The 23,053-nt window shown below is 70.8% G+C and carries 24 protein-coding genes; 15 read left to right on the top strand and 9 right to left on the bottom strand.

Annotation, left to right across the window (positions count from 1 at the left end; translation table 11 throughout):
• Positions 1–7: 7 nt before the first annotated feature.
• Genes QWJ90_RS07255 through tkt form a run of 3 tightly spaced genes read right to left on the bottom strand, consistent with a single transcriptional unit; the run spans position 8 to position 4,802 of the window.
• A complete protein-coding gene (locus tag QWJ90_RS07255; protein WP_290107017.1) occupies positions 8–1,606 on the bottom strand; it encodes a glucose-6-phosphate isomerase in 1,599 nt (532 codons plus the stop codon).
• Positions 1,603–2,709, bottom strand: coding sequence for a transaldolase (tal, locus tag QWJ90_RS07250; RefSeq protein WP_290107016.1), 1,107 nt, complete (start codon positions 2,707–2,709; stop codon positions 1,603–1,605). Before tal ends, QWJ90_RS07255 begins: the two co-directional genes overlap by 4 nt.
• Positions 2,706–4,802, bottom strand: a complete 2,097-nt coding sequence (gene tkt / locus QWJ90_RS07245) for a transketolase (RefSeq protein ID WP_290107015.1) — start codon at positions 4,800–4,802, stop codon at positions 2,706–2,708. Before tkt ends, tal begins: the two co-directional genes overlap by 4 nt.
• A 221-nt stretch (positions 4,803–5,023) precedes the next feature.
• Here tkt and QWJ90_RS07240 point away from each other — a divergent pair, with 221 nt between their 5' ends.
• Both QWJ90_RS07240 and QWJ90_RS07235 read left to right on the top strand, forming a co-directional pair.
• Positions 5,024–5,956 carry a heme o synthase gene (locus QWJ90_RS07240; RefSeq protein ID WP_290107014.1) on the top strand — a complete coding sequence of 311 codons (933 nt, stop codon included), beginning with the start codon at positions 5,024–5,026 and terminating at the stop codon, positions 5,954–5,956.
• 40 nt (positions 5,957–5,996) lie between these two features.
• A complete protein-coding gene (locus tag QWJ90_RS07235; RefSeq protein ID WP_290107013.1) occupies positions 5,997–7,487 on the top strand; it encodes an MFS transporter in 1,491 nt (496 codons plus the stop codon).
• A gap of 21 nt (positions 7,488–7,508) precedes the next feature.
• Here QWJ90_RS07235 and QWJ90_RS07230 read toward each other — a convergent pair whose 3' ends face one another.
• Positions 7,509–7,928, bottom strand: coding sequence for a hypothetical protein (locus QWJ90_RS07230; protein ID WP_290107012.1), 420 nt, complete (start codon positions 7,926–7,928; stop codon positions 7,509–7,511).
• Positions 7,929–8,281: 353 nt separating this feature from the next.
• Here QWJ90_RS07230 and QWJ90_RS07225 point away from each other — a divergent pair, with 353 nt between their 5' ends.
• Positions 8,282–8,800 carry a YbhB/YbcL family Raf kinase inhibitor-like protein gene (locus QWJ90_RS07225; RefSeq protein WP_290107011.1) on the top strand — a complete coding sequence of 173 codons (519 nt, stop codon included), beginning with the start codon at positions 8,282–8,284 and terminating at the stop codon, positions 8,798–8,800.
• Positions 8,801–8,815: 15 nt separating this feature from the next.
• Here QWJ90_RS07225 and QWJ90_RS07220 read toward each other — a convergent pair whose 3' ends face one another.
• Complete coding sequence (locus tag QWJ90_RS07220; RefSeq protein WP_290107010.1) at positions 8,816–9,757, bottom strand: COX15/CtaA family protein; 942 nt, start codon at positions 9,755–9,757, stop codon at positions 8,816–8,818.
• Between the two features lie 233 nt (positions 9,758–9,990).
• Here QWJ90_RS07220 and sufB point away from each other — a divergent pair, with 233 nt between their 5' ends.
• Genes sufB through QWJ90_RS07185 form a run of 7 tightly spaced genes read left to right on the top strand, consistent with a single transcriptional unit; the run spans position 9,991 to position 16,667 of the window.
• The gene (sufB, locus tag QWJ90_RS07215) at positions 9,991–11,409 is read left to right on the top strand and encodes a Fe-S cluster assembly protein SufB (RefSeq protein ID WP_156241589.1); all 1,419 of its coding nucleotides are present in this window, start codon (positions 9,991–9,993) and stop codon (positions 11,407–11,409) included.
• Positions 11,410–12,621, top strand: coding sequence for a Fe-S cluster assembly protein SufD (gene sufD / locus QWJ90_RS07210; RefSeq protein WP_290107009.1), 1,212 nt, complete (start codon positions 11,410–11,412; stop codon positions 12,619–12,621).
• The gene (locus tag QWJ90_RS07205; RefSeq protein WP_290107008.1) at positions 12,618–12,944 is read left to right on the top strand and encodes a non-heme iron oxygenase ferredoxin subunit; all 327 of its coding nucleotides are present in this window, start codon (positions 12,618–12,620) and stop codon (positions 12,942–12,944) included. Before sufD ends, QWJ90_RS07205 begins: the two co-directional genes overlap by 4 nt.
• A gap of 1 nt (position 12,945) precedes the next feature.
• Positions 12,946–13,716 (top strand): Fe-S cluster assembly ATPase SufC, encoded by a 771-nt coding sequence (gene sufC, locus QWJ90_RS07200; RefSeq protein WP_290107007.1) that lies wholly within the window; start codon positions 12,946–12,948, stop codon positions 13,714–13,716.
• 9 nt (positions 13,717–13,725) lie between these two features.
• Positions 13,726–14,055: a metal-sulfur cluster assembly factor gene (locus QWJ90_RS07195; RefSeq protein WP_290107006.1), complete on the top strand. Its 330-nt coding sequence runs from the start codon at positions 13,726–13,728 to the stop codon at positions 14,053–14,055.
• Between the two features lie 60 nt (positions 14,056–14,115).
• Complete coding sequence (locus QWJ90_RS07190) at positions 14,116–15,264, top strand: MalY/PatB family protein (RefSeq protein ID WP_290107088.1); 1,149 nt, start codon at positions 14,116–14,118, stop codon at positions 15,262–15,264.
• Positions 15,261–16,667: an MFS transporter gene (locus QWJ90_RS07185; RefSeq protein ID WP_290107005.1), complete on the top strand. Its 1,407-nt coding sequence runs from the start codon at positions 15,261–15,263 to the stop codon at positions 16,665–16,667. The genes QWJ90_RS07190 and QWJ90_RS07185 overlap by 4 nt, the downstream gene beginning before the upstream one ends.
• A gap of 9 nt (positions 16,668–16,676) precedes the next feature.
• On the opposite strand, the gene QWJ90_RS07180 is transcribed toward QWJ90_RS07185, so the two are convergent.
• A complete protein-coding gene (locus tag QWJ90_RS07180) occupies positions 16,677–17,240 on the bottom strand; it encodes a TetR/AcrR family transcriptional regulator (RefSeq protein ID WP_290107004.1) in 564 nt (187 codons plus the stop codon).
• A 56-nt stretch (positions 17,241–17,296) separates the two neighbouring features.
• Between QWJ90_RS07180 and QWJ90_RS07175 the strand changes: the two genes are divergently transcribed.
• The 5 genes from QWJ90_RS07175 (at position 17,297) to QWJ90_RS07155 (ending at position 21,535) form a co-directional block, all read left to right on the top strand.
• Positions 17,297–17,878: a biotin transporter BioY gene (locus QWJ90_RS07175; RefSeq protein ID WP_290107003.1), complete on the top strand. Its 582-nt coding sequence runs from the start codon at positions 17,297–17,299 to the stop codon at positions 17,876–17,878.
• A gap of 1 nt (position 17,879) precedes the next feature.
• Positions 17,880–18,572, top strand: coding sequence for an energy-coupling factor ABC transporter ATP-binding protein (locus QWJ90_RS07170; protein ID WP_436836692.1), 693 nt, complete (start codon positions 17,880–17,882; stop codon positions 18,570–18,572).
• A complete protein-coding gene (locus QWJ90_RS07165) occupies positions 18,569–19,162 on the top strand; it encodes an energy-coupling factor transporter transmembrane component T family protein (RefSeq protein ID WP_290107002.1) in 594 nt (197 codons plus the stop codon). Before QWJ90_RS07170 ends, QWJ90_RS07165 begins: the two co-directional genes overlap by 4 nt.
• Positions 19,163–19,298: 136 nt before the next feature.
• Complete coding sequence (locus QWJ90_RS07160) at positions 19,299–20,897, top strand: ABC-F family ATP-binding cassette domain-containing protein (protein WP_156241580.1); 1,599 nt, start codon at positions 19,299–19,301, stop codon at positions 20,895–20,897.
• A 101-nt stretch (positions 20,898–20,998) separates the two neighbouring features.
• Positions 20,999–21,535, top strand: a complete 537-nt coding sequence (locus QWJ90_RS07155) for a type 1 glutamine amidotransferase domain-containing protein (RefSeq protein ID WP_290107000.1) — start codon at positions 20,999–21,001, stop codon at positions 21,533–21,535.
• Positions 21,536–21,538: 3 nt separating this feature from the next.
• Here QWJ90_RS07155 and QWJ90_RS07150 read toward each other — a convergent pair whose 3' ends face one another.
• Genes QWJ90_RS07150 through QWJ90_RS07140 form a run of 3 tightly spaced genes read right to left on the bottom strand, consistent with a single transcriptional unit; the run spans position 21,539 to position 22,970 of the window.
• Complete coding sequence (locus QWJ90_RS07150; protein WP_436836691.1) at positions 21,539–22,369, bottom strand: SURF1 family cytochrome oxidase biogenesis protein; 831 nt, start codon at positions 22,367–22,369, stop codon at positions 21,539–21,541.
• Positions 22,366–22,596: a hypothetical protein gene (locus tag QWJ90_RS07145; RefSeq protein ID WP_290106999.1), complete on the bottom strand. Its 231-nt coding sequence runs from the start codon at positions 22,594–22,596 to the stop codon at positions 22,366–22,368. Before QWJ90_RS07145 ends, QWJ90_RS07150 begins: the two co-directional genes overlap by 4 nt.
• Entirely contained in the window at positions 22,593–22,970 is a 378-nt protein-coding gene (locus QWJ90_RS07140) for a DUF3099 domain-containing protein (RefSeq protein WP_290106998.1), read from the bottom strand. The genes QWJ90_RS07145 and QWJ90_RS07140 overlap by 4 nt, the downstream gene beginning before the upstream one ends.
• Between the last annotated feature and the right edge of the window lie 83 nt (positions 22,971–23,053).

Genomic DNA, 23,053 nt, shown 5'->3' with positions numbered 1-23,053 from the left:
CCTGGCCCTACAGCGCTGCTTCGAACAGCGAGAGGACCTCGGTCTGGGGATCGGTGAGAGTGAGGGTGACGACCGGGCGGCCGCGAGCGGCAAGCACGCGCGCGTCGCCGTCGGCCTGAGCCTCGATGAGCTGCGCGAACGTGAAGGCCAGACCAGGGATCTCGAGGTCGACCGGCGTGCGCTCGGTGATCTGCACGAACACACCGTTGGCCGGTCCGCCCTTGTGATACTGACCCGTCGAGTGCAGGAACCTCGGCCCCCAGCCGAAGGTGGTCGGATGGCCGGAGTCGGCTGCCGCCATCTCGCGCAGGCCGTCGAGCTGCGGCACCTCGCTGCGCGCCACGTATGCCTGGATCGACACGTAGCCGTCGGCGGGAACCCTCGCCCAGAGCGCGTCGAGCACGCCGGCGATCGTGCCGGAGGCCGCCAGCGTCGGGTCGGTCACGCGCACCTCGACGCCGTCCTCGACGAACGCGGGCGCGGCAGCTGCGGGGCGATCGGTGAGAAGTCCGCGCGCGGCCTCCTTGGCCGCCTCGACGTCGGGCTGGTCGAAGGGGTTGACGCCGATGAGACGCGATGCGACCGCGACGGCGTACTCCCACACGAGGAACTGCTCGCCGAGCGAGCCGCTGATGAGCACCTCGCCGTGACCGTGGTGCGGCGCGTCGTCGACGTCATCCACGATGCGCACGATCTGCAGGTCGGCGGGGACGCTGTCGACCTCGGGGGAGACCGGCAGGAGCACCACCGGGAGGATGCCTGTGCCGTCCTTCCCTGTGGACTCCGCGACCAGCTGTTCGATCCAGTCGGGCAGGCCCTGGATGGGGGTGCCGTCGGCGATGAGTCCGAGCTTGTCGCGGCGCGGCGACGTCGCGGCGATCGCCGCGCCGAGCACGAGCGCGGGGTTCGAGGGCGAGTCGATCGCGACCTCGAGCATCACCGACTCGGCCTCGTCGAGGAGACGGTCGATGTCGGCGCCCGCGAGGCCGGATGGCACGAGGCCGAACGCGGTGAGAGCGGAGTAGCGCCCGCCGACTTCGGGGTCGGCCTCGAAGACGCGGTACCCGGAGGCGCGCGCCTCCGCATCCAGGGGCGAGCCGGGGTCGGTGACGACGACGATGCGCTCGGCCGGATCGATGCCGAGGTCGCGGAAGGCCGCTTCGAAGACGCGGCGCTGGGCGTCGGTCTCGACGGTCGAGCCGGACTTGGACGACACCACGAGCACGGTCCGCTCGAGGCCGCCGTCGAGGGCGGCCAGCACGTCGGCGGGCGCCGTCGAATCGAGGATCTCGAGGTCGACTCCGGCGGTGCGCGTGATCACCTCGGGAGCGAGCGACGAGCCGCCCATCCCGGCCAGGACCACGCGGTCGACGCCACGGGCTCGGAGGTCATCGCGCAGCGCGACGATCTCGGGGACGAGCGGGCGCGCGTCGGCGACCGCCTCGACCCAGCCGAGGCGCCGAGACGCCTCGGCCTCCGCCGAGGAGCCCCACAGGGCGGGGTCCTCGGCGGTGATGCCCGACGCGACGAGGTCGGCGACAAGGGCCGGAACGGCCGCCTCGGCCGCCGCCCTCGCCGCGCCGGACACGCGGATGGCGAATGTCACTGCTTGGACTCCAGGGCGGCGCGCACCGTCTCCTGCAGGTCCTCCCAGGATGCGATGAACTTCGACACGCCCTCGTTCTCAAGGGACTCGGTGACGTCGGCGAAGTCCACGCCGACCGCGGCGAGCTCGTCGAACAGGCGGTGCGCGTCGGCGTACCCGCCGGTGATCGTGTCGCCCGTGATGACGCCGTGGTCGAACGTCGCCTCGAGCGTCTTCTCGGGCATGGTGTTGACGGTGCCGGCGGCGACGAGCTCGGTGACGTAGAGGGTGTCGGGGAGCTCCGGGTCCTTGACGCCGGTGGACGCCCACAGCGGACGCTGCACGTTGGCGCCCGCGGCGATGAGGTCGGTCGCGCGCTTCTCGTCGAACTTCTGCTCGAAGAGCTCGTAGGCGAGCCGCGCGTTCGCGAGCCCCGCCTTCGACTTCAGGGCGAGGGCCTCGTCGGTGCCGATCGCCGCGAGGCGCTCGTCGACCTCCGAGTCCACGCGGGAGACGAAGAACGACGCCACCGAGTGGATGCGGGAGAGGTCGTGGCCGGCCTCGCGGGCCTTCTCGAGGCCGGCGAGGTACGCCTCGATGACCTCGGCGTAGCGCTCGAGGCTGAAGATCAGCGTGACGTTGACGGAGATGCCGGCGGCGATGGTCTCCGTGATCGCGGGCAGGCCCGCCTTCGTCGCGGGGATCTTGATGAGGACGTTCTCACGGTCGACGGCGGCGTGCAGCTGCTTGGCCTGCTCGACCGTGCCCTCGGTGTCGTGCGCGACGACGGGCGACACCTCGATCGACACGCGACCATCGACGCCGGATGTCGCGTCGTAGATGGGGCGGAAGATCTCGCATGCATCGCGGACGTCCGTGGTGGTCAGCGCGAAGATCGCGTCGTCGACCGACGCGCCGTCGGCGGCCTGCGCGGCCAGCGACTCCTCGTAGCCCACGTGCGCCGAGATCGCGCCCTGGAAGATCGTCGGGTTGGTCGTGACGCCGACGACGTTGCGGTTCTCGATGAGCTCGCGCAGGTTCCCGGAGGTGATGCGCGAACGCGAGAGGTCGTCGAGCCAGATGCTGACACCGGCTCCGGACAGGTCTGCGGTGGGGGAGGTCATGCGTTCTCCTTGAGGGTCTCGCGTGCGGCGTCGACGACGGCGTCCGTCGTGATGCCGAACTTCTCGAACAGCGTCTGGTAGTCGGCGGATGCGCCGAAGTGGTCGATTCCGACCGTGCGGCCGCGGTCGCCCACGATGCCCTGCCACAGGCCCGTGGCGCCGGCCTCGACCGAGACGCGGGCGGTGATGTCGGCGGGCAGCACGCTCTCGCGGTACTCGGCGCTCTGCTCCGCGAACCACTCCAGCGAGGGAGCGGACACGACGCGGGCGTTGATGCCGTCGGCGGCGAGGCGCTGGCGTGCCTCGACGGCCAGCTGCACCTCCGAGCCGGTGGCGATGAGGATGACGTCGGGGGTGCCGTTCGGCGCCTCTGCGAGGACGTACGCGCCCTTGGCGGTGTTCGCCGCGGAGGCGAAGACGTCACCGGAGGCCGCGCCGTCGCCGCGCTCGAACACCGGGATGTTCTGACGGGTGAGGGCGATGCCGGCCGGGCCCTCCTGACGGCGGAGGATCTCCAGCCACGCCGCTGACGTCTCGTTGGCGTCGGCGGGGCGCACGACGGCGAGGTTCGGGATGAGGCGGAGCGCCGCCAGCTGCTCGATCGGCTGGTGCGTGGGGCCGTCCTCGCCGAGCGCGACGGAGTCGTGGGTCCACACGAACACGCTGGGCACGTTCATCAGCGCGGCCAGACGCACCGCGGGGCGCATGTAGTCGCTGAAGATGAGGAACGTGCCGCCGAAGGCGCGCGTGGGGCCGTGCAGGACGATGCCGTTGAGGATCGCGCCCATCGCGTGCTCGCGGATGCCGAAGTGCAGCACGCGTCCGTAGGGGTTGCCCGACCACTCGTGGGTGGACCACTCCTCGGGGATGAACGACGCCGCGTCCTTGATCGTGGTGAGGTTCGACTCGGCGAGGTCGGCGGACCCGCCCCAGAGCTCGGGGAGCTCGGCGGCGAGGGCGTTGATGACCTGTCCGGACGCGGCGCGGGTGGAGACCTCCTTGCCGGCCTCGAACACCGGGAGAGCGGACTCGATGCCCTCGGGCAGCTCGCCCGACTGCAGGCGATCCCAGAGTGCCTTGCGCTCGGGGTTCGCCGCGGCCCACGCGTCGAACTTCTCCTGCCACTCGGCGTGGGCGGCGGCGCCGCGCTCGCCCAGCTCACGGGTGTGGGCGATGACCTCGTCCGCGACGGCGAAGTGCTGCTCCGGGTCGAACCCGAGCGCGCCCTTCGTCGCGGCCAGCTCCTCCGCGCCGAGCTTGGCGCCGTGGATCTTGCCGCTGTTCTGCTTGCCCGGCGAGGGGTAGCCGATGATCGTGCGCAGCACGATGAGCGAGGGCTTGGTCGTCTCGGCCTTCGCGGCCTCGATCGCCTCGAACAGCTCCTCGACGTCCTCGACGTAGGTGCCGGTCTTCTTCCAGTCCACGACCTGCACCTGCCAGCCGTACGCCTCGTAGCGCGCGGCGACGTCTTCGGTGAACGACACGTTCGTGTCGTCCTCGATGGAGATCTGGTTGGAGTCGTAGATCGCGATGAGGTTGCCCAGCTGCTGGTGGCCGGCGAGCGACCCCGCCTCGCTGGTGACGCCCTCCTGCATGTCGCCGTCGCCGGCGATCACGTAGATGTGGTGATCGAACGGGCTCTGGCCCGCGGGCGTCTCCGGGTCGAACAGGCCGCGCTCGTAGCGGGCGGCGTAGGCGAAGCCCACCGACGACGCCAGACCCTGACCCAGCGGACCGGTCGTGATCTCCACGCCCTTGGTGTGTCCGTACTCCGGGTGGCCCGGCGTGAGCGAACCCCACGTGCGCAGCGACTTGAGGTCCTCGAGCTCGAGACCGAACCCGCCGAGGTAGAGCTGCACATACTGCGTGAGCGACGAGTGCCCGGCAGAGAGGATGAACCGGTCACGGCCCGCCCAGTGCGTGTCGGCCGGGTCATGGCGCATCACCCGCTGGTACAGCAGGTAGGCGGCGGGCGCGAGGCTCATCGCCGTTCCGGGGTGGCCGTTGCCGACCTTCTCCACGGCATCCGCGGCCAGCACGCGAGCCGTGTCAACAGCGCGCCGATCGATCTCATCCCAACGCAGTTCCGACACCGGACCGCCTTTCGTGGTGGGGTTTCCGCGCCCGGCTCCCGGCCAGCCGAGCTCGTCTCGACGAGTGGCAGACGGCGCTGGGACGCGCGTTCTGGCCCCAGCATAGCCGCGTGATGAGCCGCCGCGGCGGAGTGTGACGACCTGCCGTCACAGGCACTTTCCGGGGCGGGGATGGCCTAGAATCGGGAGCGTCTGTGCCATCCGAGGGGAGACGTGAGCTCATGTCCACGACGGTCGTCGATACCGAACGGACCTCCCGTCAGCGACTCGGCCGGAAGATCCGCGCCTACGTCGCGCTGACCAAGCCGCGGGTGCTGGAGCTCCTGCTCGTCTCCACGGTGCCGGTGATGTTCCTCGCCGCCCAGGGGATGCCGGACCTCTGGCTCGTGCTGGCCACGGTCATCGGCGGCTCGCTGAGCGCGGGCTCGGCGGCGACGTTCAACATGTACATCGATCGCGACATCGACGCACACATGGCGCGCACCGAGAACCGCCCGATCGTGACCGGCGAGATCTCGCCGCGGAACGCCCTGGTGTTCGCCTGGGCACTCGCGGTCATCTCCACCGGGTGGTTCCTGCTGACGACGAACCCGCTCACGGCCTTCCTGTCGGCGTTCGCGATCTTCTTCTACGTCGTCATCTACACGATGATCCTCAAGCGCCGCACCGAGCAGAACATCGTGTGGGGCGGGATCGCCGGGTGCTTCCCCGTGCTCATCGGATGGGCCGCCGTGACGAACGGGCTCGACTGGGCGCCGTTCATCCTCTTCGCCCTCGTCTTCCTCTGGACGCCGCCGCACTACTGGCCGCTGTCGATCAAGTACGCGAGCGACTACGAGAACACCGACGTGCCGATGCTCGGCGCCACCCGCTCGGGGTCGCAGGTGGGTCTGCAGATCATCCTGTACGCATGGGCCACCGTCGCCTGCTCGCTGCTGCTCATCCCCGTCGCGGGCATGGGACTCGTGTACTCGGTCTCCGCGCTCGTGTTCGGCGGCTGGTTCATCTACGAGTCGCACCGGCTCTACCGTCGCACGGTCCTCGAGCAGGGCGGCGACGAGCGCCCGCGCCCGATGCGCGTCTTCCACGCGTCCATCACGTACCTGACGCTGGTCTTCGTCGCGGTCGCGATCGACCCGCTGCTTCCGTTCTGACGCGGCCCACCGCCAGCGGGGCGGAGTAGCGTTCACGGTGATGTCGAACTCGCCTGAGCCTCCGCCGACCCGGTCCATCCCGATCTCCGACCGCCGCCGCTGGCAGGCGTTCTGGGTCTGCGTGAGCGTGTCGGGACTGACGATCCTCGACATCTCCAAGGTCAACGTCGCGCTGCCATCCATCGAGGCCGCCTTCGGCGCGGGGTCCACCGAGCTCCAGCTCGTCGTGTCGGGCTACATCCTCGCGTTCGGACTCGTGCTGGTGCCCTTGGGGCGACTGGGCGATCAGCGGTCGCGCAAGACGCTCCTCATCGTCGGCCTGGCGCTCTTCACGATCTCGAGCATCGGCTGCGCGCTGGCCGGCAGCATCGAGATGCTCCTCGCCGCGCGGCTGCTGCAGGGGGTGGCGGCGGGCATCCAGATGCCGCAGGTGATGGGCACCATCCAGCACCTGTTCACCGGCAAGGAGCGCGGCACCGCCTTCGGCCTCTTCGGCGCCATGATCGGTCTCGCCACGGCCTTCGGCCCGACCATCGGGGGCCTCCTCATCGCCGTCGGCGGCGAGAGCGACGGATGGCGGTGGACCTTCTGGATGAACGTCCCGCTGTTCGCGATCGCGATGGGGCTCGTGATCTGGGTCCTTCCCGAGGTGCGGCGTCCGAGCTCGGAGCCGGTGTCGCTCGATCCGGTCGGCGTGCTGCTGTTCGGCGTCGCGGTGATCGCGCTCATGCTGCCGTTCCTGCTCACGACGGGCTCTCCGGACGACGCGCCGGAGCGCTGGTGGACGCTCGTGGTGTTCGTGCTCTTCGCCGCGTGCTTCCTCGTCTGGGAGCGACGCTACGAGCGCCGGGGCGGCGCGCCGCTCATCGACCTGCGGCTGTTCCGGCTGTCGTCGTTCCGCAACGGCACCGTGCTGATGGCGGCGTACTTCACCGGCATCCCGGCGCTGTTCCTCCTCACGACGCTGTTCCTGCAGACGGGGCTCGGTGTGTCGGCGCTGCATGCCGGGATGGTCACGATCGGCTTCGCGCTCGCGAGCGCGATCTCGTCGTGGTACGGCGGCCAGCTCGTCGGCCGCTACGGCCGGCCCGTGGTCGTGGTGGGCCTGGTGCTCGTGCTGGCCACCGTGATCGCCCTCGCGGCCACGGCACTGCTGGCTTCGGTCGAGGCCACGCCATGGATCATGGCGGGCGTCATGGTGGTCGGCGGCTTCGGCGGCGGGATGGTGATCTCGCCGAATCAGACGCTCACGCTCGCCGAGATCCCGCCCGTGCAGGGCGGGGTGGCCGGCTCGATCGGCCAGCTCGGCCAGCGCGTCGGGACGGCGATCGGAACCGCGGTGGGGCTGTCGCTGTTCTACGCGACGATCTTCCGGGAGGAGGGCGACAAGCCGGCGCTCGCCGTCTACCACGACGCGTACGCGATCGGACTGACGACGGTGGCGCTGTTCGTCGCCATCGCGTTCGCCGTCGCGCTTGTCGATCTCGGGTCCCGTCGACGCCGCGAGCGCTCGGGGGCCGAGGAGGCCTGACCCGAGCGCCCGCGCCGTCGCTCAGCGGGCGATGGCGGAAGCCTCGTGCTGAGCGTCCGAAGCGTCTGAAGCGTCGAAGCCGGGCTCGGCGACCCGGTTCGGGACGGCGGTCTCCTGCGCGTTCTCCACGCCGGGCGTGACGGCGCTCGCGGGTGCTGCATCGGCGGTCGCGGTCCGCGCGGTGAGCATCGCCGCGGTCGCGGCGAGCCCCAGAGCGGCGAGCAGGCCGATGACACCGGCTCCGACGAGGCCGGCGGCCAGCGTGATCCACGCCTGCCCGACGTAGACCTCCACGCCCGTGGCCGTGCCCGCGAGCAGCGCCTCTTCCATGGTGCCGAGGCGCGGCAGCGCGAGCGCGATCCCGGCGGCCACGGCGGCGGCCGAGGCCACCACGAGGGTCCAGTAGGCGATGCTGCGGGTGAGACGGCTGCGGTGAGTCATGATCCTCCTCTGTGCGCCGCATCTCGGCGCCGTGTCCCACACTGACTCCTCCGCGCGTGTGGAGCCGATGCGCGGCCTATGCGCCTCCTGTGAGGGCTGGCCCGTCACGATGGTGCCTGCGCGCCGACGGCGCTCCTTCGCTCCGAGACAGCGCGTCCGCTCACGCGCGAAGCGCCGCTCCTCCGAGACAGCATGCAGCGCGCGCGGTCGCGGAGCACAGACGCGGTGTGCGAGCACGGACGCGGTTCCCGAGCGCGGACGCTGCCTGCCGACGGGCTGTCGTCCGCGCCGCGGCCCTGGGCGGCAGCCACGCTCGTTAGGCTGGCGGCGAGGTCCACCGGAAGGAGCCGCCTGTGTTCTCATACGATCCGTACGCCGAGCTCGCCACGCTGCGCTCGTTCGCCCCGCTCACCGTCATGAGCAACGACATCGCGGACGGCGAGCCGCTGCCGCGCGTCCACTGGGACGAGTCGTTCGGCGGCTCTGACACCTCGCCGCAGCTGAGCTGGTCGGGTGCGCCCGAGGGAACGCGGTCGTTCGCGGTCTCGTGCTTCGACCCGGACGCACCCACCGCCGCCGGATTCTGGCACTGGGCCGTCTATGACGTGCCGGCGGACGTGACGTCGTTCGCGACGGGCGAGGCCGGCAGCACCCCCGGGATCACGCTGCGCAACGAGACCGGCGTGCCCGGCTACATCGGCGCAGGGCCGCCTCCGGGAACCGGCGTGCACCGTTACTTCTTCGTCGTCGACGCGCTGGACGTCGAGCACCTCGACATCACGCCCGACGTGACGCCGTCGATCCTCGGCTTCCAGCGGCACTTCCACTCGCTGGCGCGCGGCATCCTCGTCGCGACGGCGACCAGCGACTGAGCGTCGCCGCGAGGGTCAGCGCGCGTCGGCGCTGGGACGCTTCATGCGCAGCACGACCACTGTGAAGGCAGCCGCCGACAGCGCGGCGAGCACCATGTGGATGCCGACGAGCGGCGCGGGCAGGCCGTTGCGCGCCTGCAGGATGCCGACGACGATCTGCACGACGATGGCCGCGAGCAGGGCGACCATCCAGCGGCGCGTCGGCAGGCGCAGCGCCCACGACGACGCCAGCAGCACGACGACGAGCGCGAGCAGCGCGTAGCCGGGCCAGGAGTGCACGTGGGCGAGGATCGTCGCGTCGAAGCCCTGGCGGACGACGCCGTCATCACCCGAGTGCGGACCGGAGCCGGTGGTGAGCACGCCGAAGACGATCGTGAGCGCCAGGACGAGCGTCGTGATGTGCGTGAGGACCAGGTACCAGCGCGGCACCGCCAGCTCGCGCGGACCGGGAGTGGAGTAGGCGCGGACGAGGAACGCCGCCGTCGCACACACCAGCGTCAGCGACGCGACGTAGTGGAAGCCGACGACGAACGGGTTGAGACCGGTCCAGACCGTGATGCCGCCCACGATCGCCTGCGCGACGATTCCGCCGAGCACGACGAGCGCGAGCACGAACAGGTCGCGGCGCGATGAGCGCATCCGCCACACGAGCACGAGGACGGCCAGGGCGAGGATCCCGACGACGCTCGTCATGGTGCGGTTGCCGAACTCGATGAGACCGTGCACGCCGAGCTCCGGGGTCGGCACGAGCGACCCGGGTGTGCAGAGGGGCCACTGGTCGCAGCCGAGACCCGACCCGGTGAGGCGCACGGCGCCGCCAGTGCCGATGATGATCGTCTCGGCGAGGAACGACAGCCAGGCGAAGACGCGCACGCGACGGTCGACGGTGGTGGGAAGCCATCCGCCGCCGCGCGCCCGGGGGCTCGCCGTGGCGGTGGAGCGGGTGTCGGCGGACATGAAGCGGCGCCTCCTGCGGTTCGCCTGAGCGTCCGCCGCAGAGGGCGCCGAACGGGGTGGAACCTGTAGAATCGGGGTGACTGAGGATGCGGGCGCGAGCGCTCAGCGCATCCACTAACAGTGTAGGCGCGAGTGATCGCGTCAGAAGCCGGGTCTCACAGACGGCCGCTCCGCTCCGAGCGACCGGAGCGGATGACACCGCCGCGAGGCCCCCGAGGAGAGTGTGAAGCGTCATGTCTGATGTGCTGATCGACCGCCCAGAGCTCGAGAGTCTGGGGGTGTACGAGTTCGGATGGCACGATGCCGACGCCGCTGGCGCAAGCGCCCGGCGCGGCCTCAGCGAGGCCGTCGTCCGCGACATCTCGGCCCTCAAGAGCGAACCCGAGTGGATGCTCAAGAACCGCCTGAAGGGCCTGCAGCTCTTCGGCCGCAAGCCGATGCCGACGTGGGGCGCCGACCTCAGCGACATCGACTTCGACAACATCAAGTACTTCGTCCGCTCCACGGAGAAGCAGGCGCAGACCTGGGAAGAGCTTCCCGAGGACATCAAGAACACGTACGAGCGCCTGGGCATCCCCGAGGCCGAGCGCCAGCGTCTCGTCGCCGGCGTCGCCGCGCAGTACGAGTCCGAGGTCGTGTACCACCAGATCCGCGAGGACCTCGAGGCGCAGGGCGTCATCTTCATGGACACGGACACCGCGCTGCGCGAGCACCCCGAGTTCTTCGAGGAGTACTTCGGGACGGTCATCCCCGCCGGCGACAACAAGTTCGCGGCGCTGAACACCGCGGTGTGGTCGGGCGGATCGTTCGTGTACGTGCCCAAGGGCGTCCACGTCGAAATCCCGCTGCAGGCCTACTTCCGGATCAACACCGAGAACATGGGTCAGTTCGAGCGCACGCTGATCATCGCCGATGAGGACTCGTACGTCCACTACATCGAGGGCTGCACGGCGCCGATCTACAAGAGCGACTCGCTGCACTCGGCGGTCGTCGAGATCATCGTGAAGAAGAACGCCCGCGTTCGCTACACGACCATCCAGAACTGGTCGAACAACGTCTACAACCTCGTCACCAAGCGCGCGATCGCGCACGAGGGCGCGACGATGGAGTGGGTCGACGGCAACATCGGCTCCAAGGTGACGATGAAGTACCCGTCGATCTACCTCATGGGCGAGCACGCCAAGGGCGAGACGCTGTCGGTCGCCTTCGCCGGTCCGGGGCAGCACCAGGACGCCGGCGCGAAGATGATCCACATGGCGCCCTACACGCAGTCGTCGATCGTCTCGAAGTCGATCGCACGCGGTGGCGGGCGCGCCGGCTACCGCGGCGAGGTCCGCGTCGACGCCAACGCGCACCACTCGGCGAACACGGTCCGCTGCGACGCGCTGCTGGTCGACACGATCTCCCGCAGCGACACGTACCCCGCCATCGACATCCGCGTGGACGACGTCCAGCTGGGCCACGAGGCGACGGTGTCGAAGGTCAGCGAGGAGCAGCTCTTCTACCTCATGAGCCGCGGCATGCCGGAGGACGAGGCGATGGCCATGATCGTGCGCGGGTTCATCGAGCCCATCGCGCGCGAGCTGCCGATGGAGTACGCGCTGGAGCTCAACAAGCTCATCGAGATGGGCATGGAAGGATCGGTCGGCTAGATGACGACCTCGACCAAGGCGCCGGAGACGACGGCGCAGGATTCGCACGCTCACGTGGACCCGGCGGCCGCGCTCCGCGACGACGCCGTGGTGCCGGTGCAGACCCGGTCGGAGCGCCTGCGCTCGTACGACCCGGCGGAGTTCGGCACCCCCAGCGGCCGCGAGGTCAACTGGAAGCACACGCCCATCGACCGCGTCGCGCCGCTGTTCGCGGTCGCCGAGGCGCACGACGGCGTCACCGTGACGGTCGCGGCGGGGGAGCAGTACGTCGCCGCGCCGCTGGCGATCGGCGCAGCACCCCGCGGCGAGTTCTTCGTCCCCGAGGACCTGCCGTCCGCGGTCGCGTGGCAGGGTGCACCTGAGGCGCTCCACATCCGCGTCCCGCGCGAGGAGGAGGTCGTCGACCCGATCCTCGTGAACGTCGAGGGCCAGGGCGCCGAGCGCCGGGCCGACGCGCACATCGTCATCGAGGCGCTCGAGCACGCGAAGGCGACGGTCGTGCTGCGGCACACCGGCGCTGCCCAGTACGCGCAGAACGTCGAGATCCTCGTGCGCGACGGCGCCCAGCTGACCGTCGTGTCGGTCCAGCAGTGGGACGACACCGCCGTGCACGCGTCAGCGCACCAGGCGCGCGTCGACCGCGATGCGACGCTCCGTCACGTCGTGGTGAGCTTCGGCGGCGGCGTCGTGCGGGTGAACCCCAACGTCGAGCTCGCCGGCGCCGGCGCGAACGGCGAGGTCTACGGACTCGCCTTCGCCGACGACGGCCAGCACCTCGAGAGCCAGGTGTACCTCTTCCACAAGGGCCCGGAGACCGTGGGCGACGTCCTGTACAAGGGTGCGCTGCAGGGGATCACCGCGCGCTCGGTGTGGATCGGCGACGTGCTCATCGGCGCCGACGCCACCGGCACCGACTCGTACGAGGCGAACCGCAACCTCCTCCTCACGAACGGCGCGCGCGCGGACTCGATCCCGAACCTCGAGATCCAGACGGGCGACATCAAGGGCGCCGGCCACGCGTCGGCGACCGGCCGCTTCGACGACGAGCAGCTGTTCTACCTGCAGGCGCGCGGCATCGGCGAGGCCGAGGCGCGTCGGCTGGTCGTGCTGGGGTTCCTCAACGAGATCGCGCAGAAGATCGACGTGCCCGGCCTCCAGGAGGAGCTCGTCGCGCTGATCGAGCAGGAGCTCGCCGACGGAGCCGCGGCGTGACCGCCTCCCGCGTCTGCGCGTTCAGCGAGCTCGAGCAGGACACCGCCCTGCGCGTCGTCGTGGACGGCGTGCCGATCGCCGTCGTGCGCGACGGCAACGACGAGGTCCACGCGATCGGCGACGTCTGCACGCACGGCGACATCTCGCTGTCGGAGGGCTTCGTCGAGGGCGACACGCTCGAGTGCTGGGCCCACGGCTCGGCGTTCTCGCTGCGCACCGGCAAGCCGCTGAACCTCCCCGCTTACGAGCCCGTCCCGGTCTACGCCGTCCAGATCGACGGCGACGACGTGCTCATCGACCCGAATGTGAAGAAGGAAATCTGAAATGGCAGTCCTCGAGATCCGCGACCTCCACGTGACGGTCGAGACCGATGAGGGTACGACGCCGATCCTCAACGGCGTCACCCTCACCGTGAAGACCGGCGAGACCCACGCGATCATGGGCCCCAACGGCTCGGGCAAGTCGACGCTCGCGTCGACGATCGCCGGCCACCCGAAGTACACCGTCACCTCCGGCACGATCACGCTCGACGGCGAGGACGTCCTCGCGATGTCCGTCGACGAGCGCGCCCGCGCCGGCCTGTTCCTCGCCATGCAGTACCCGGTCGAGATCCCCGGCGTCACGGTCACGAACTTCCTGCGCACCGCCAAGACCGCCATCGACGGCGAGGCCCCCGCCATCCGGACCTGGACGAAGCAGGTCAAGGAGGGCATGAAGAACCTGCGCATGGACGACAAGTTCGCTCAGCGCAACGTCAACGAGGGCTTCTCCGGCGGCGAGAAGAAGCGCCACGAGATCCTGCAGCTCGAGCTCCTGAAGCCGCAGCTGGCCATCCTCGACGAGACCGACTCCGGCCTCGACGTCGACGCGCTGAAGATCGTGTCGGAGGGCGTCAACCGCGCCAAGGAGAACACCGGGCTCGGCGTGCTGCTCATCACGCACTACACGCGCATCCTCCGCTACATCAAGCCGGACTACGTGCACGTCATGGTCAAGGGCCAGGTCGTCGAGGAGGGCGGCCCGGAGCTCGCCGAGCGCCTGGAGAACGAGGGCTACGACCGCTACTTCGCTCCCGGCGAGACGATCGAGGCGTAGGCTCGCCGCATGGCTGCGACTCTCACTCCCGAGAAGTACGACGAGGTCATCGAGGCGCTCAAGGAGGTCATGGACCCCGAGCTCGGCGTGAACGTGGTCGACCTCGGCCTCATCTACGACCTCGCGTGGGATGACGAGAACGACGCCCTCGTCATCCACATGACGCTCACGAGCGCGGGCTGCCCGCTGACGGACGTGCTCGAGGAGCAGACAGCTCAGGCGCTGGACGGCGTCGTGGAGCGCTTCCGCATCAACTGGGTGTGGATGCCGCCGTGGGGTCCGGAGCGGATCACCGACGACGGCCGCGACATGATGCGCGCCCTCGGTTTCGCGATCTGACGACGAGCGGCCCGGAGCTTCGGCTCCGGGCCGTTCCGCGTCTAGGCTCGAAGGGTGACGATGCCCCTGGAAGCCCTGCCGCTGGAGCAGCTGAGAACCCGGACGAGCACGAAGTGGGCCACGTACCCCGAGGACGTGCTGCCGTTGTTCGTCGCGGAGACCGACTTCGCCCTCGCCCCCGCCATCGCCGAGACGCTGATGGGCGCCGTCGAGCGCGGCGACACCGGCTACGTGCCGCCGAAGACGGGCTATCCCGACGCCTTCGTCGCCTTCGCCGAGCGTCGGTTCGGGTGGCGGGTCGATCCGGCCCGCGTGCGCACGACCTGCGACGTCATGATGGGCGTGGCCGAGGCCATCCGCGCGGTCGCGCAGCCGGGGGAGGGCGTCATCGTCACGCCGCCGGTGTACCCGCCGTTCTTCGACGTGCACGACGAGTCCGGCACGCGTGCCGTGCGCGTTCCGCTCGCGCAGGGCGAGTCCGGATGGGAGCTCGACCTCGCCGGCATCGACGCGGCCTTCGCGGCCGGCGCCCGGGCCATCCTGCTCTGCAACCCCCACAACCCCACCGGGACCGTTCATTCCCGGGAGAGCCTCGCCGCCCTCGCCGAGATCGCCGCGCGGCACGGCGGCTGGGTCATCAGCGACGAGATCCACGCGCCGCTGACCCTGCCCGGCGCCGAGTTCACGCCGTTCCTCGCCGCGAGCGACACCGCGGCGGAGGTCGGCATCGCGATCATGAGCGCGAGCAAGGCCTTCAACCTCGCCGGGCTGAAGTGCGCGCACTTCGTCACGGCATCGGACACCGCGCAGGCGATCGTCTCGCGCATCCCGATGGAGGTGGAGTGGCGGACCGGCCTCTTCGGCATCATGGCCGGCGTCGCCGCGTTTCGGGATGGCGATGGCTGGCTCGACGCGCTGCTCGCGCGTCTGGACGCGAACCGTCGCCTCCTCGTCGACCTGCTCGCCGAGCACGTGCCCGGCGCGCGCTACCGACCCGGCCAGGCGGGCTTCCTCGCCTGGGTCGACCTGCGTGAGCTCGGCTGGGGCGACGACCCGTCGCGGACCATCCTCAGGGAGGCGAAGGTCGCGCTGAACCCGGGGCCGGCGTTCGGCGAGGAGGGCCGCGGCTTCGCGCGCGTGAACTACGGCACGGGTCCGGAGATCCTCGAGCAGGCCGTGAGGCGCATCGGCGCGCTCGTCACGACGTGAGCGGGGTCGACCCGCGCGCGGCCACGACGGCGGCCGTGCCGCTTCCGCCCGCGCCCGCGGGCGGCCCGAGCATCTGGCGTCACCCGTACCTCTTCACCACGCTGGGCGCGGTGGCGCTGATCTTCCTCGCCGCCCTGCAGTCGCTGTCGGTCACCACGGTCATGCCGATCGTCGCGGCGGACCTCGACGGGGAGGCGCTGTATGCCGTCGCCTTCTCCGGCACGTTCGCCACGGCGGTCATCGGGATGGTCGCCGCTGGCGCCTGGTCCGATCGCACCGGACCGGTCGCGCCGCTGTACGTCGCGGCGGTGTTCTTCGTGGCGGGGCTCGTCATCGACGCGCTCGCGGTGGACATGACGATGCTCGTCGCGGGGCGCCTGATCATGGGGCTCGGGTCGGGCGGCCAGGTGGTCGCACTCTACGTCGTCGTCGCGCGGGTCTTCCCCGCCCACGTGCAGGGCCGGGTGATGGCGGCGTTCTCGGCCGCGTGGATCGTGCCCTCGCTCATCGGGCCGCTGCTCGCCGGCGCCGTGACCGAGTACCTGCACTGGCGGTGGGTGTTCGCCGGCATCGCCACGTTCACCGTGCTCGCCTTCGGGATGATCGCGCCGAGCCTGAAGGGCATCGGCGCCCCCTCGCACGAGCCGCAGGTGGGCGGCGTGGCACGTCGGCTCGCGCTGTCGGCGGTCGTCGCCGCCGGGGCCCTCGCGCTCAGCCTCTCCGGCGAGGTCGAGGGCGTGCTCGGCTGGCTCGCCGCCGCGGGGTCGCTCGTCGTCATCGCCGCGGCCATCCTGCCGCTCCTGCCCGCCCGCACGATGCGGCTCGGGCGGGGCCTGCCGAGCGTCGTCGTGCTGCGCGGGCTCATCGCCGGCGCGCTGTTCGGGGCGGAGATCTACGTGCCGTACCTCCTCATCGATCGCTTCGACTTCTCGCCCACGACGGCCGGTGCGGGCCTCACGGTCGCGGCGCTGACCTGGGCGGCGTCAGCGGAGGTGTCGGGGCGTGCGGGCGACCGACTCGGCAACCGGCGCATCGCGTTCCTCGGAGCGGGCCTGCTGGCGGTGGCGCTCGCGGCCTGCACCCTCACGGCGGCTCTGGGCCTACCCGCATGGGTTCCCGTCGCGTTCTGGGGGTTCGCGGGGCTCGGGATGGGCCTCGTCTATCCGCGGCTCACGGTGCTGACCCTCGCCTACTCGTCCCCGCACAACCAGGGGTTCAACTCCTCGGCGCTGCAGATCAGCGACTCGATGGGCGCGTCGGCGACGATGGCGGTGATGGGTCTCGCGTTCACCGCGCTCGCGGGCACCGGCGCCGACTTCACGGTCGTGTTCGGTGTCGGACTGGCTCTCGCCCTGCTGGCCTTCGTGCCCGGCGCTCGACTCGGGCACGCACGCGAGGTCTGACTCCTCCGGTCAGCCGCGCGAGGGCTGACGCCGCCCGGTGACGGGGACGCCGAGCCCGGCGAGGATGGTCTCGACGCCGTGGCGGAAGTCGTCGCGCTCGTCGACCGGCTCGACGAGGCCCAGCTGGGCGGCCTGAAGCCGCTGCTGCGCGAGGGAGGCATGGCCGAGCACGAAGGGGACGAGGATGGCGGCGCCGCCGTCGGCCTCGTCCTGCGGCAGCGCGCGGGCGAGGGCCGCGGCGAGCCGCCGACGCGGCATGTCCTCGCCGAGCGCGAGGGCCTGCGTGCTCAGCACCACCTCCGCGCCGTCGCGGTGGGCGAGGAGGGCATCCCGCAGGGCGAGTGCGACGTCGGCGGGCTCGGCGTCCTCCGAGACGGCCGCGCCGCGCACGATCCGGTCGGCGACCGCCGCGAGGAGCACCTGCTTGCTCTCGAAGTGCCAGTACAGGGCGCTTGCGCGCACGTCGAGTTCGGCTGCCAGACGCCGCATGGTGAGATCGGCGAGCCCGTGCGCGTCGAGGATGCGCAGCGCGGCTGCGACGATGCGCTCTCGCCCCGTCGTCGACTCCGCCATGCCTCTGACTATACTGAACGGCGTTCAAGTGAACGATGTTCAGGACCGGAGGCGCCATGACCGACACCGACCGCTTCGACGGACGCGACATCGCGCGGATCGCGGTGTTCGCCGCGCTCCTCATCGCGCTCAGCATCATGGGGCCCATCCCCGGACCCGTCGGCGTCCCCATCACCGCCCAGACGCTCGGCGTCATGCTCGCCGGCGCCGTGCTCGGATGGCGGAACGGCGCCGCGGCCGTGCTGGTCGTGCTGGTGCTCGCCGCCATCGGCCTGCCGATCCTCTCCGGCGGCAAGGGCGGGCTCGGCGTCTTCGTCGGACCGACCGCGGGCTACCTCATCGGCTGGGTGGCGGGAGCCGCGGTGGTGGGCCTCATCGCGCACAGCGGGCGCCGGTTCGCCTGGTGGCGGGTCGCCGTCGCGAACTCGATCGGCGGAATCCTCGTCGTCTACGCGTTCGGCGTGCCCGTGCAGTCCCTCGTCATGGGGCTGCCGCTGGCCGAGACGCTGCTGTCCAGCACGGTCTTCCTCGTTGGCGACTTCCTCAAGGTCGTCGTGGCCACCGTGCTCACCGTCGTGATCCACCGCGCCTACCCGGTCGCCTTCGCCCCGCGCCGGGCGCTCGCGGCTCGCGACTGACGTGCCGGAAGTCATCGAGCTCGCCGGGGTGGGAGTGATGGCGGGAGAGACGCCGATCCTCCGCGACGTCAGCGTGCGTCTGGACGCGCGCCGCATCGCCGTCATCGGCGCGAACGGCTCGGGCAAGTCGACGTTCGCGCGACTTCTCAACGGACTGGTCGCCCCGAGCGCGGGCACCGTCAGCGTGCACGGAATGGACGTGGCGCGGCAGGCGCGCCAGGTGCGCGAGCGGGTGGGCTTCGTCTTCACGAACCCCGACGCGCAGATCCTCATGCCCACCCCCGCAGAGGACCTCGCGCTGTCGCTCAAGGGCCGCGGCCTCTCCCGCGGGCAGATCGCGGAACGCGTGCGAACGGAGCTCGCCCGCCACGGGCTCGCCGACCACGCGGACCAGCCCGCGTACAGCCTCTCCGGCGGGCAGAAGCAGCTGCTCGCGCTCGTCGCCGTGCTCATCCGCGAGCCGCGGCTCATCGTCGCCGACGAGCCGACGACGCTCCTCGATCTCGGCAACGCGCGGCGGATGGCCGACCTCCTCATCGACGGCATCGACGCGCAGGCGGTCATCGCCACGCACGACCTCGAGCTCGCCGGCCGCTGCGACGTCGCGCTGCGATTCGAGGGCGGCCGGCTGCTCGAGGTCGGCGAGCCGGGTGCGGTCATCGCGCACTACCGCGCGGAGTTCGCCGCACGATGATCTCCCTCTACCGACCGGGGAGGAGTCCGCTCCACCGCCTGCCCGCAGAGGCGAAGATCGTCGGGATGGCCGTGCTCGCCCTGGCGATCTCGCTCTGGCCCCACACGCCGGTCACCGCGACCGGCACGCTCCTCGGGGTGCTGGTGCTGTTCGCGCTGGGCGGCTTCGGGCCGCGCGAGTGGGCGCGGCAGCTCTGGGCGCTGCGCTGGCTCGTCGTCTTCATGGCGGGCACCCAGCTGCTCTTCCTCGGCACGGAGCCCGCTCTCGTCAACACCGTGCGCGTGGTCTCCGTGGTGCTGCTCGCGGGCGTGCTCACCCTCACCACCCGCAGCGAGGAGATGCTCGACGTCGTCGAGCGCGCGCTGCGCCCGCTCGCGCGTTTCGGCGCTGACCCGTGGCGCGTGGCGTTCACCCTGTCGCTCACGATCGCGCTCGTGCCGGTCATCGCCGACTTCGGCCGTCGCGTGCGCGAGGCGCAGCGCGCCCGGGGCGTGCGCCTGGGGGTTCGCGCCGTGGTGCCGATGCTCGTGATGTCGCTGCGTCATGCCGACGACGTCGCCGACGCCTTGAGCGCGCGCGGCATCGCCTGATCGTCCGCCTCGCGACGCGACAGCTCAGGAGGCCCGGCCCCGGCCATCCGCTCCCAGGAGCGGGAACAACGCCCGGCCTATACTGGGAGGCTGGCCGTTCGGCCGTTCCATCCCCTCTAGAGAGACTGGTGCCGCTGTGCTCGCCGTGCACGACCTCGAGATCCGCGTCGGAGCCCGACTCCTCATGTCAGGGGTGGACTTCCGCGTCGGCCCGGGCGACAAGGTCGGCCTCGTCGGCCGCAACGGCGCCGGCAAGACCACGCTGACGAAGGTGCTCGCGGGAGACCTCATCCCCGCGGACGGCACGGTGGCGAAGTCCGGGCAGATCGGCTACCTGCCACAGGACCCGCGCTCAGGCGACCCGGAGGAGACCGCGCGCACGCGCATCCTCAACGCGCGCGACCTCGGCGACCTCGCCGCGGGCATCCGCGAATCGTCCGAGAGCATGGCCTCGGACGACCCGGCCGTGGCCGATAAGGCCATGAAGCGGTACGCGCGGCTCATGGAGCGGTTCGAGGCGCTCGGCGGCTACTCCGCCGAGGCGGAGGCCGCGTCGATCGCGCACAACCTCTCGCTGCCCGACCGCATCCTCGACCAGCAGCTGAAGACGCTGTCGGGCGGTCAGCGCCGTCGCATCGAGCTCGCCCGCATCCTCTTCTCCGACGCCGAGACAATGATCCTCGACGAGCCGACGAACCACCTCGACGCCGACAGCGTGACCTGGCTGCGGGAGTTCCTCAAGACGTACAAGGGCGGGCTCATCGTCATCAGCCACGACGTGGAGCTCGTCGGCGAGACGGTGAACCGCGTGTTCTACCTCGACGCGAACCGTCAGGTCATCGACATCTACAACATGGGCTGGAAGCACTACCAGCGCCAGCGCGTGGCCGACGAGGAGCGTCGCAAGAAGGAGCGCTCGAACGCCGAGAAGAAGGCGTCGGTGCTGCAGCAGCAGGCGGCGCGCTTCGGCGCGAAGGCGTCGAAGGCCGCGGCAGCCCACCAGATGGTGGCGCGTGCGGAGAAGCTGCTCGCGGGACTCGACGACGTGCGCCAGGAGGACCGCGTGGCGAAGCTGCGCTTTCCGAAGCCCGCGCCCTGCGGCAAGACCCCGCTCATGGCCTCGAGCCTGTCGAAGTCGTACGGTGCGCTGGAGATCTTCGCGGGCGTCGACCTCGCCATCGACCGCGGCTCGAAGGTGGTCGTGCTCGGGCTGAACGGCGCGGGCAAGACGACGCTGCTGCGCATCCTCGCGGGAGTCGACAAGAGCGACACCGGGCAGATCGAGCCGGGCCACGGGCTGAAGATCGGCTACTACGCGCAGGAGCACGAGAACCTCGACGTGAAGCGGTCGGTGCTCGAGAACATGGTGTCCGCGGCGCCGAACCTCAACGAGACCGAGGCGCGGAAGGTGCTGGGCTCGTTCCTGTTCACGGGCGACGACGTGCTGAAGCCCGCTGGCGTGCTCTCGGGCGGGGAGAAGACGCGCCTGTCGCTGGCCACGCTCGTGGTGTCGTCGGCGAACGTGCTGCTTCTCGACGAGCCCACGAACAACCTCGACCCCGCCTCGCGCGATGAGATCCTCGGGGCGCTCTCGCACTACGAGGGCGCCGTCGTCCTGGTGTCGCACGACGAGGGGGCCGTCGAGGCGCTCAACCCCGAGCGCGTGCTGCTGCTGCCCGACGGCGTCGAGGACATCTGGAACAAGAGCTACCTCGACCTCATCACGCTCGCCTAGGTCCGGAGTGTAGCGAACGCCCCGCCGCGAGGCGAGGCGTTGCGTGCGGCCGGTGATCCGATGTCGGATGGAACCACATCCATCCGACGAAAGGACTCACCATGGCCGCATCCGGCAAGAAGGTCGCGTTCCTCCTCACGAAGGGGGTCGAGCAGGTCGAGCTCACCAGTCCGCGGGAGGCTCTCGACGGCGCCGGCGCGACGACCGTCATCGTCTCGCCCGAGTCCCCGACGCTGCAGGCGATGCAGGGCGACTGGGAGCACGGCGACGTCTTCGACGTCGACCTCTCCGTCGCCGACGCGAACCCCGCGGACTACGATGCGCTCGTGCTGCCCGGCGGCACGCTCAACGCCGACAGCCTGCGTCTCGACGAGGACGCGGTCGCGTTCGTGAAGGAGTACGTCGCCTCCGGCCGCCCGGTCGCCGCGATCTGCCACGCGCCGTGGATCCTCGTGCAGGCGGGGGTCGCCTCGGGGCGTCGGCTGACGTCGTACGCCTCGCTCGAGCACGATCTGCGCAACGCCGGCGCCGAGTGGGTCGACGAGGAGGTCGTCGTCGACGGCAACCTCATCACCTCGCGCAATCCGGGAGATCTCGACGCCTTCAACGGCGCGCTCCTCGAGGCGCTGGGGGAGTAGCGCTCAGCGCCCGTCGATGAGGGCGTCCTCCTCGTCGGCGTCGCGATCGCGTCGACGCCGACGAGGGGGAGCGGGCTGCTCGAGGTCGTCGTCCTCGTCGGCCTCGTCCTCGCGGCGCGCGTTGACCTCGGTGCGGATCATGTAGCCGATGAAGACGAAGCCCATGATCGCGAAGAGGATCCACTGAATCGCGTATGACAGGTGCGGCCCCGGGTCGATCTCCGGCGCTGTCAGCGGGTTCGGCGCCGCCGTGGCAGCCGGGTCTTCCGAGACCATCAGGCCGTAGACGTCGACGATCGTCTCGTCGCCGGTCTGTGCGGCCACCGACGGCAGGTGGATGGTCGGGAGCTGCCCCTCGGGAGCGCCGCGTCCCGAGGAGGGCAGGGGCTCGCCCGGCTTCAGGCGCACGACGACCGTCGTCTCGCCCTCGGGAGCCGCGGGGACGGAGTCCGGAGCGTCCCCCTCACCTGGCGGCAGCCATCCGCGGTCGACGACGAAGACGCGGCCGTCGTCGAGAGCGAACGGCGCCAGCACCTCGAACGCGCTCGTGCCGCCCTCGGCGCGGTTGCGCACGAGGAGCTGCGCGTCGGGGAGGTACGAGCCCGTGAGGATCACCGGCTGCCACTCGTCTTCCGGGTCGAACGCGGCGCCGTCGGGGAGCACCTCGCCCACGGGCAGGGGAGGGGCGTCGTAGTTCTCCTCGATGAGAGCATTGGCCGCCGCGCGCTGCTCGTTGCGGGCGAACTGCCAGTGCGACAGGTACGCGCAGGCGATCGCGAACAGCACTGCGACCAGGACGTAGACCGACCAGCGGCCGAGGCGGGAGCGGATCACGCGCGCTCACCCCCCGTCGCGACGCCCCCGACGACCTCGAGCGGGAAATCGCGGCTGGCGAGGAAGTCTCGCAGGTAGGCCACGTGCTCGTCGCATGCCAGCCAGACCTTGCGCCGCTCAGCGGTGTGGATGCGCGGATTGCGCCACACGATGCTCCAGCTCGCCCGCTCACGGCACCCGGCGCGCGAGCACACCGGTTCGTCGAGATCCTGACCGAAGCCGATCACGCGCGGTCGTCCCTCTCATCGTGCTCCGGGCCATCCGTCGTCGGCGACTCGGAGATGCGGATGACTCCGGGCGTCGTCGGCTGAGGGTGCGTCGGCGCGGCGGGCAGGGCGGGCAGCTCAGGGACCTGCGCGTGGGCCACCTGCGTCGACTGCGCGGCGTTCGCCACGACGACCGCGATGTACGGCAGCACGACCGCGCCGATGGCGAAGAGGAAGGTGTACCAGCCGTACGGCACGACCACCACCATGAGGACGAGGCAGAGCGTGCGCACGCCCATCGTCAGGAGGTACGTGCGCATGCGGTGCGACTCGTCGTCGCGGGGAGCGCGATCGAGAGAGGTCGCCGCCTGCGGCTGCGGCTTGCGGATCTTCACGGTGGTCCCAGCCTACGTCTCGCGCCGGCGCGCGGGGTGCGAGCGAGTATCGTCTGTGCATCGCACCGGTTCATGACGGCGTC

Origin of the sequence: Microbacterium oryzae, assembly GCF_030406385.1 — a bacterium.
GTDB lineage: Bacteria > Actinomycetota > Actinomycetes > Actinomycetales > Microbacteriaceae > Microbacterium > Microbacterium oryzae_A.
The sequence above is the reverse complement of the archived record's forward strand: the minus strand, read 5'-3'. Positions and strand labels throughout refer to the sequence as shown.

Excerpts from the sequence above, each read along its gene's own strand:
- QWJ90_RS07180 (WP_290107004.1), bottom strand. The coding sequence starts at position 17,240 with ATGGCGGAGTCGACGACGGGGCGAGAGCGCATCGTCGCAGCCGCGCTG.
- tal (WP_290107016.1), bottom strand. The coding sequence starts at position 2,709 with ATGACCTCCCCCACCGCAGACCTGTCCGGAGCCGGTGTCAGCATCTGG.
- QWJ90_RS07230 (WP_290107012.1), bottom strand. The coding sequence starts at position 7,928 with ATGACTCACCGCAGCCGTCTCACCCGCAGCATCGCCTACTGGACCCTC.
- sufD (WP_290107009.1), top strand. The coding sequence starts at position 11,410 with ATGACGACCTCGACCAAGGCGCCGGAGACGACGGCGCAGGATTCGCAC.
- QWJ90_RS07190 (WP_290107088.1), top strand. The coding sequence starts at position 14,116 with ATGCCCCTGGAAGCCCTGCCGCTGGAGCAGCTGAGAACCCGGACGAGC.
- QWJ90_RS07175 (WP_290107003.1), top strand. The coding sequence starts at position 17,297 with ATGACCGACACCGACCGCTTCGACGGACGCGACATCGCGCGGATCGCG.
- QWJ90_RS07220 (WP_290107010.1), bottom strand. The coding sequence starts at position 9,757 with ATGTCCGCCGACACCCGCTCCACCGCCACGGCGAGCCCCCGGGCGCGC.
- QWJ90_RS07155 (WP_290107000.1), top strand. The coding sequence starts at position 20,999 with ATGGCCGCATCCGGCAAGAAGGTCGCGTTCCTCCTCACGAAGGGGGTC.
- QWJ90_RS07165 (WP_290107002.1), top strand. The coding sequence starts at position 18,569 with ATGATCTCCCTCTACCGACCGGGGAGGAGTCCGCTCCACCGCCTGCCC.
- QWJ90_RS07240 (WP_290107014.1), top strand. The coding sequence starts at position 5,024 with ATGTCCACGACGGTCGTCGATACCGAACGGACCTCCCGTCAGCGACTC.
- QWJ90_RS07235 (WP_290107013.1), top strand. The coding sequence starts at position 5,997 with ATGTCGAACTCGCCTGAGCCTCCGCCGACCCGGTCCATCCCGATCTCC.
- sufC (WP_290107007.1), top strand. The coding sequence starts at position 12,946 with ATGGCAGTCCTCGAGATCCGCGACCTCCACGTGACGGTCGAGACCGAT.
- sufB (WP_156241589.1), top strand. The coding sequence starts at position 9,991 with ATGTCTGATGTGCTGATCGACCGCCCAGAGCTCGAGAGTCTGGGGGTG.
- QWJ90_RS07195 (WP_290107006.1), top strand. The coding sequence starts at position 13,726 with ATGGCTGCGACTCTCACTCCCGAGAAGTACGACGAGGTCATCGAGGCG.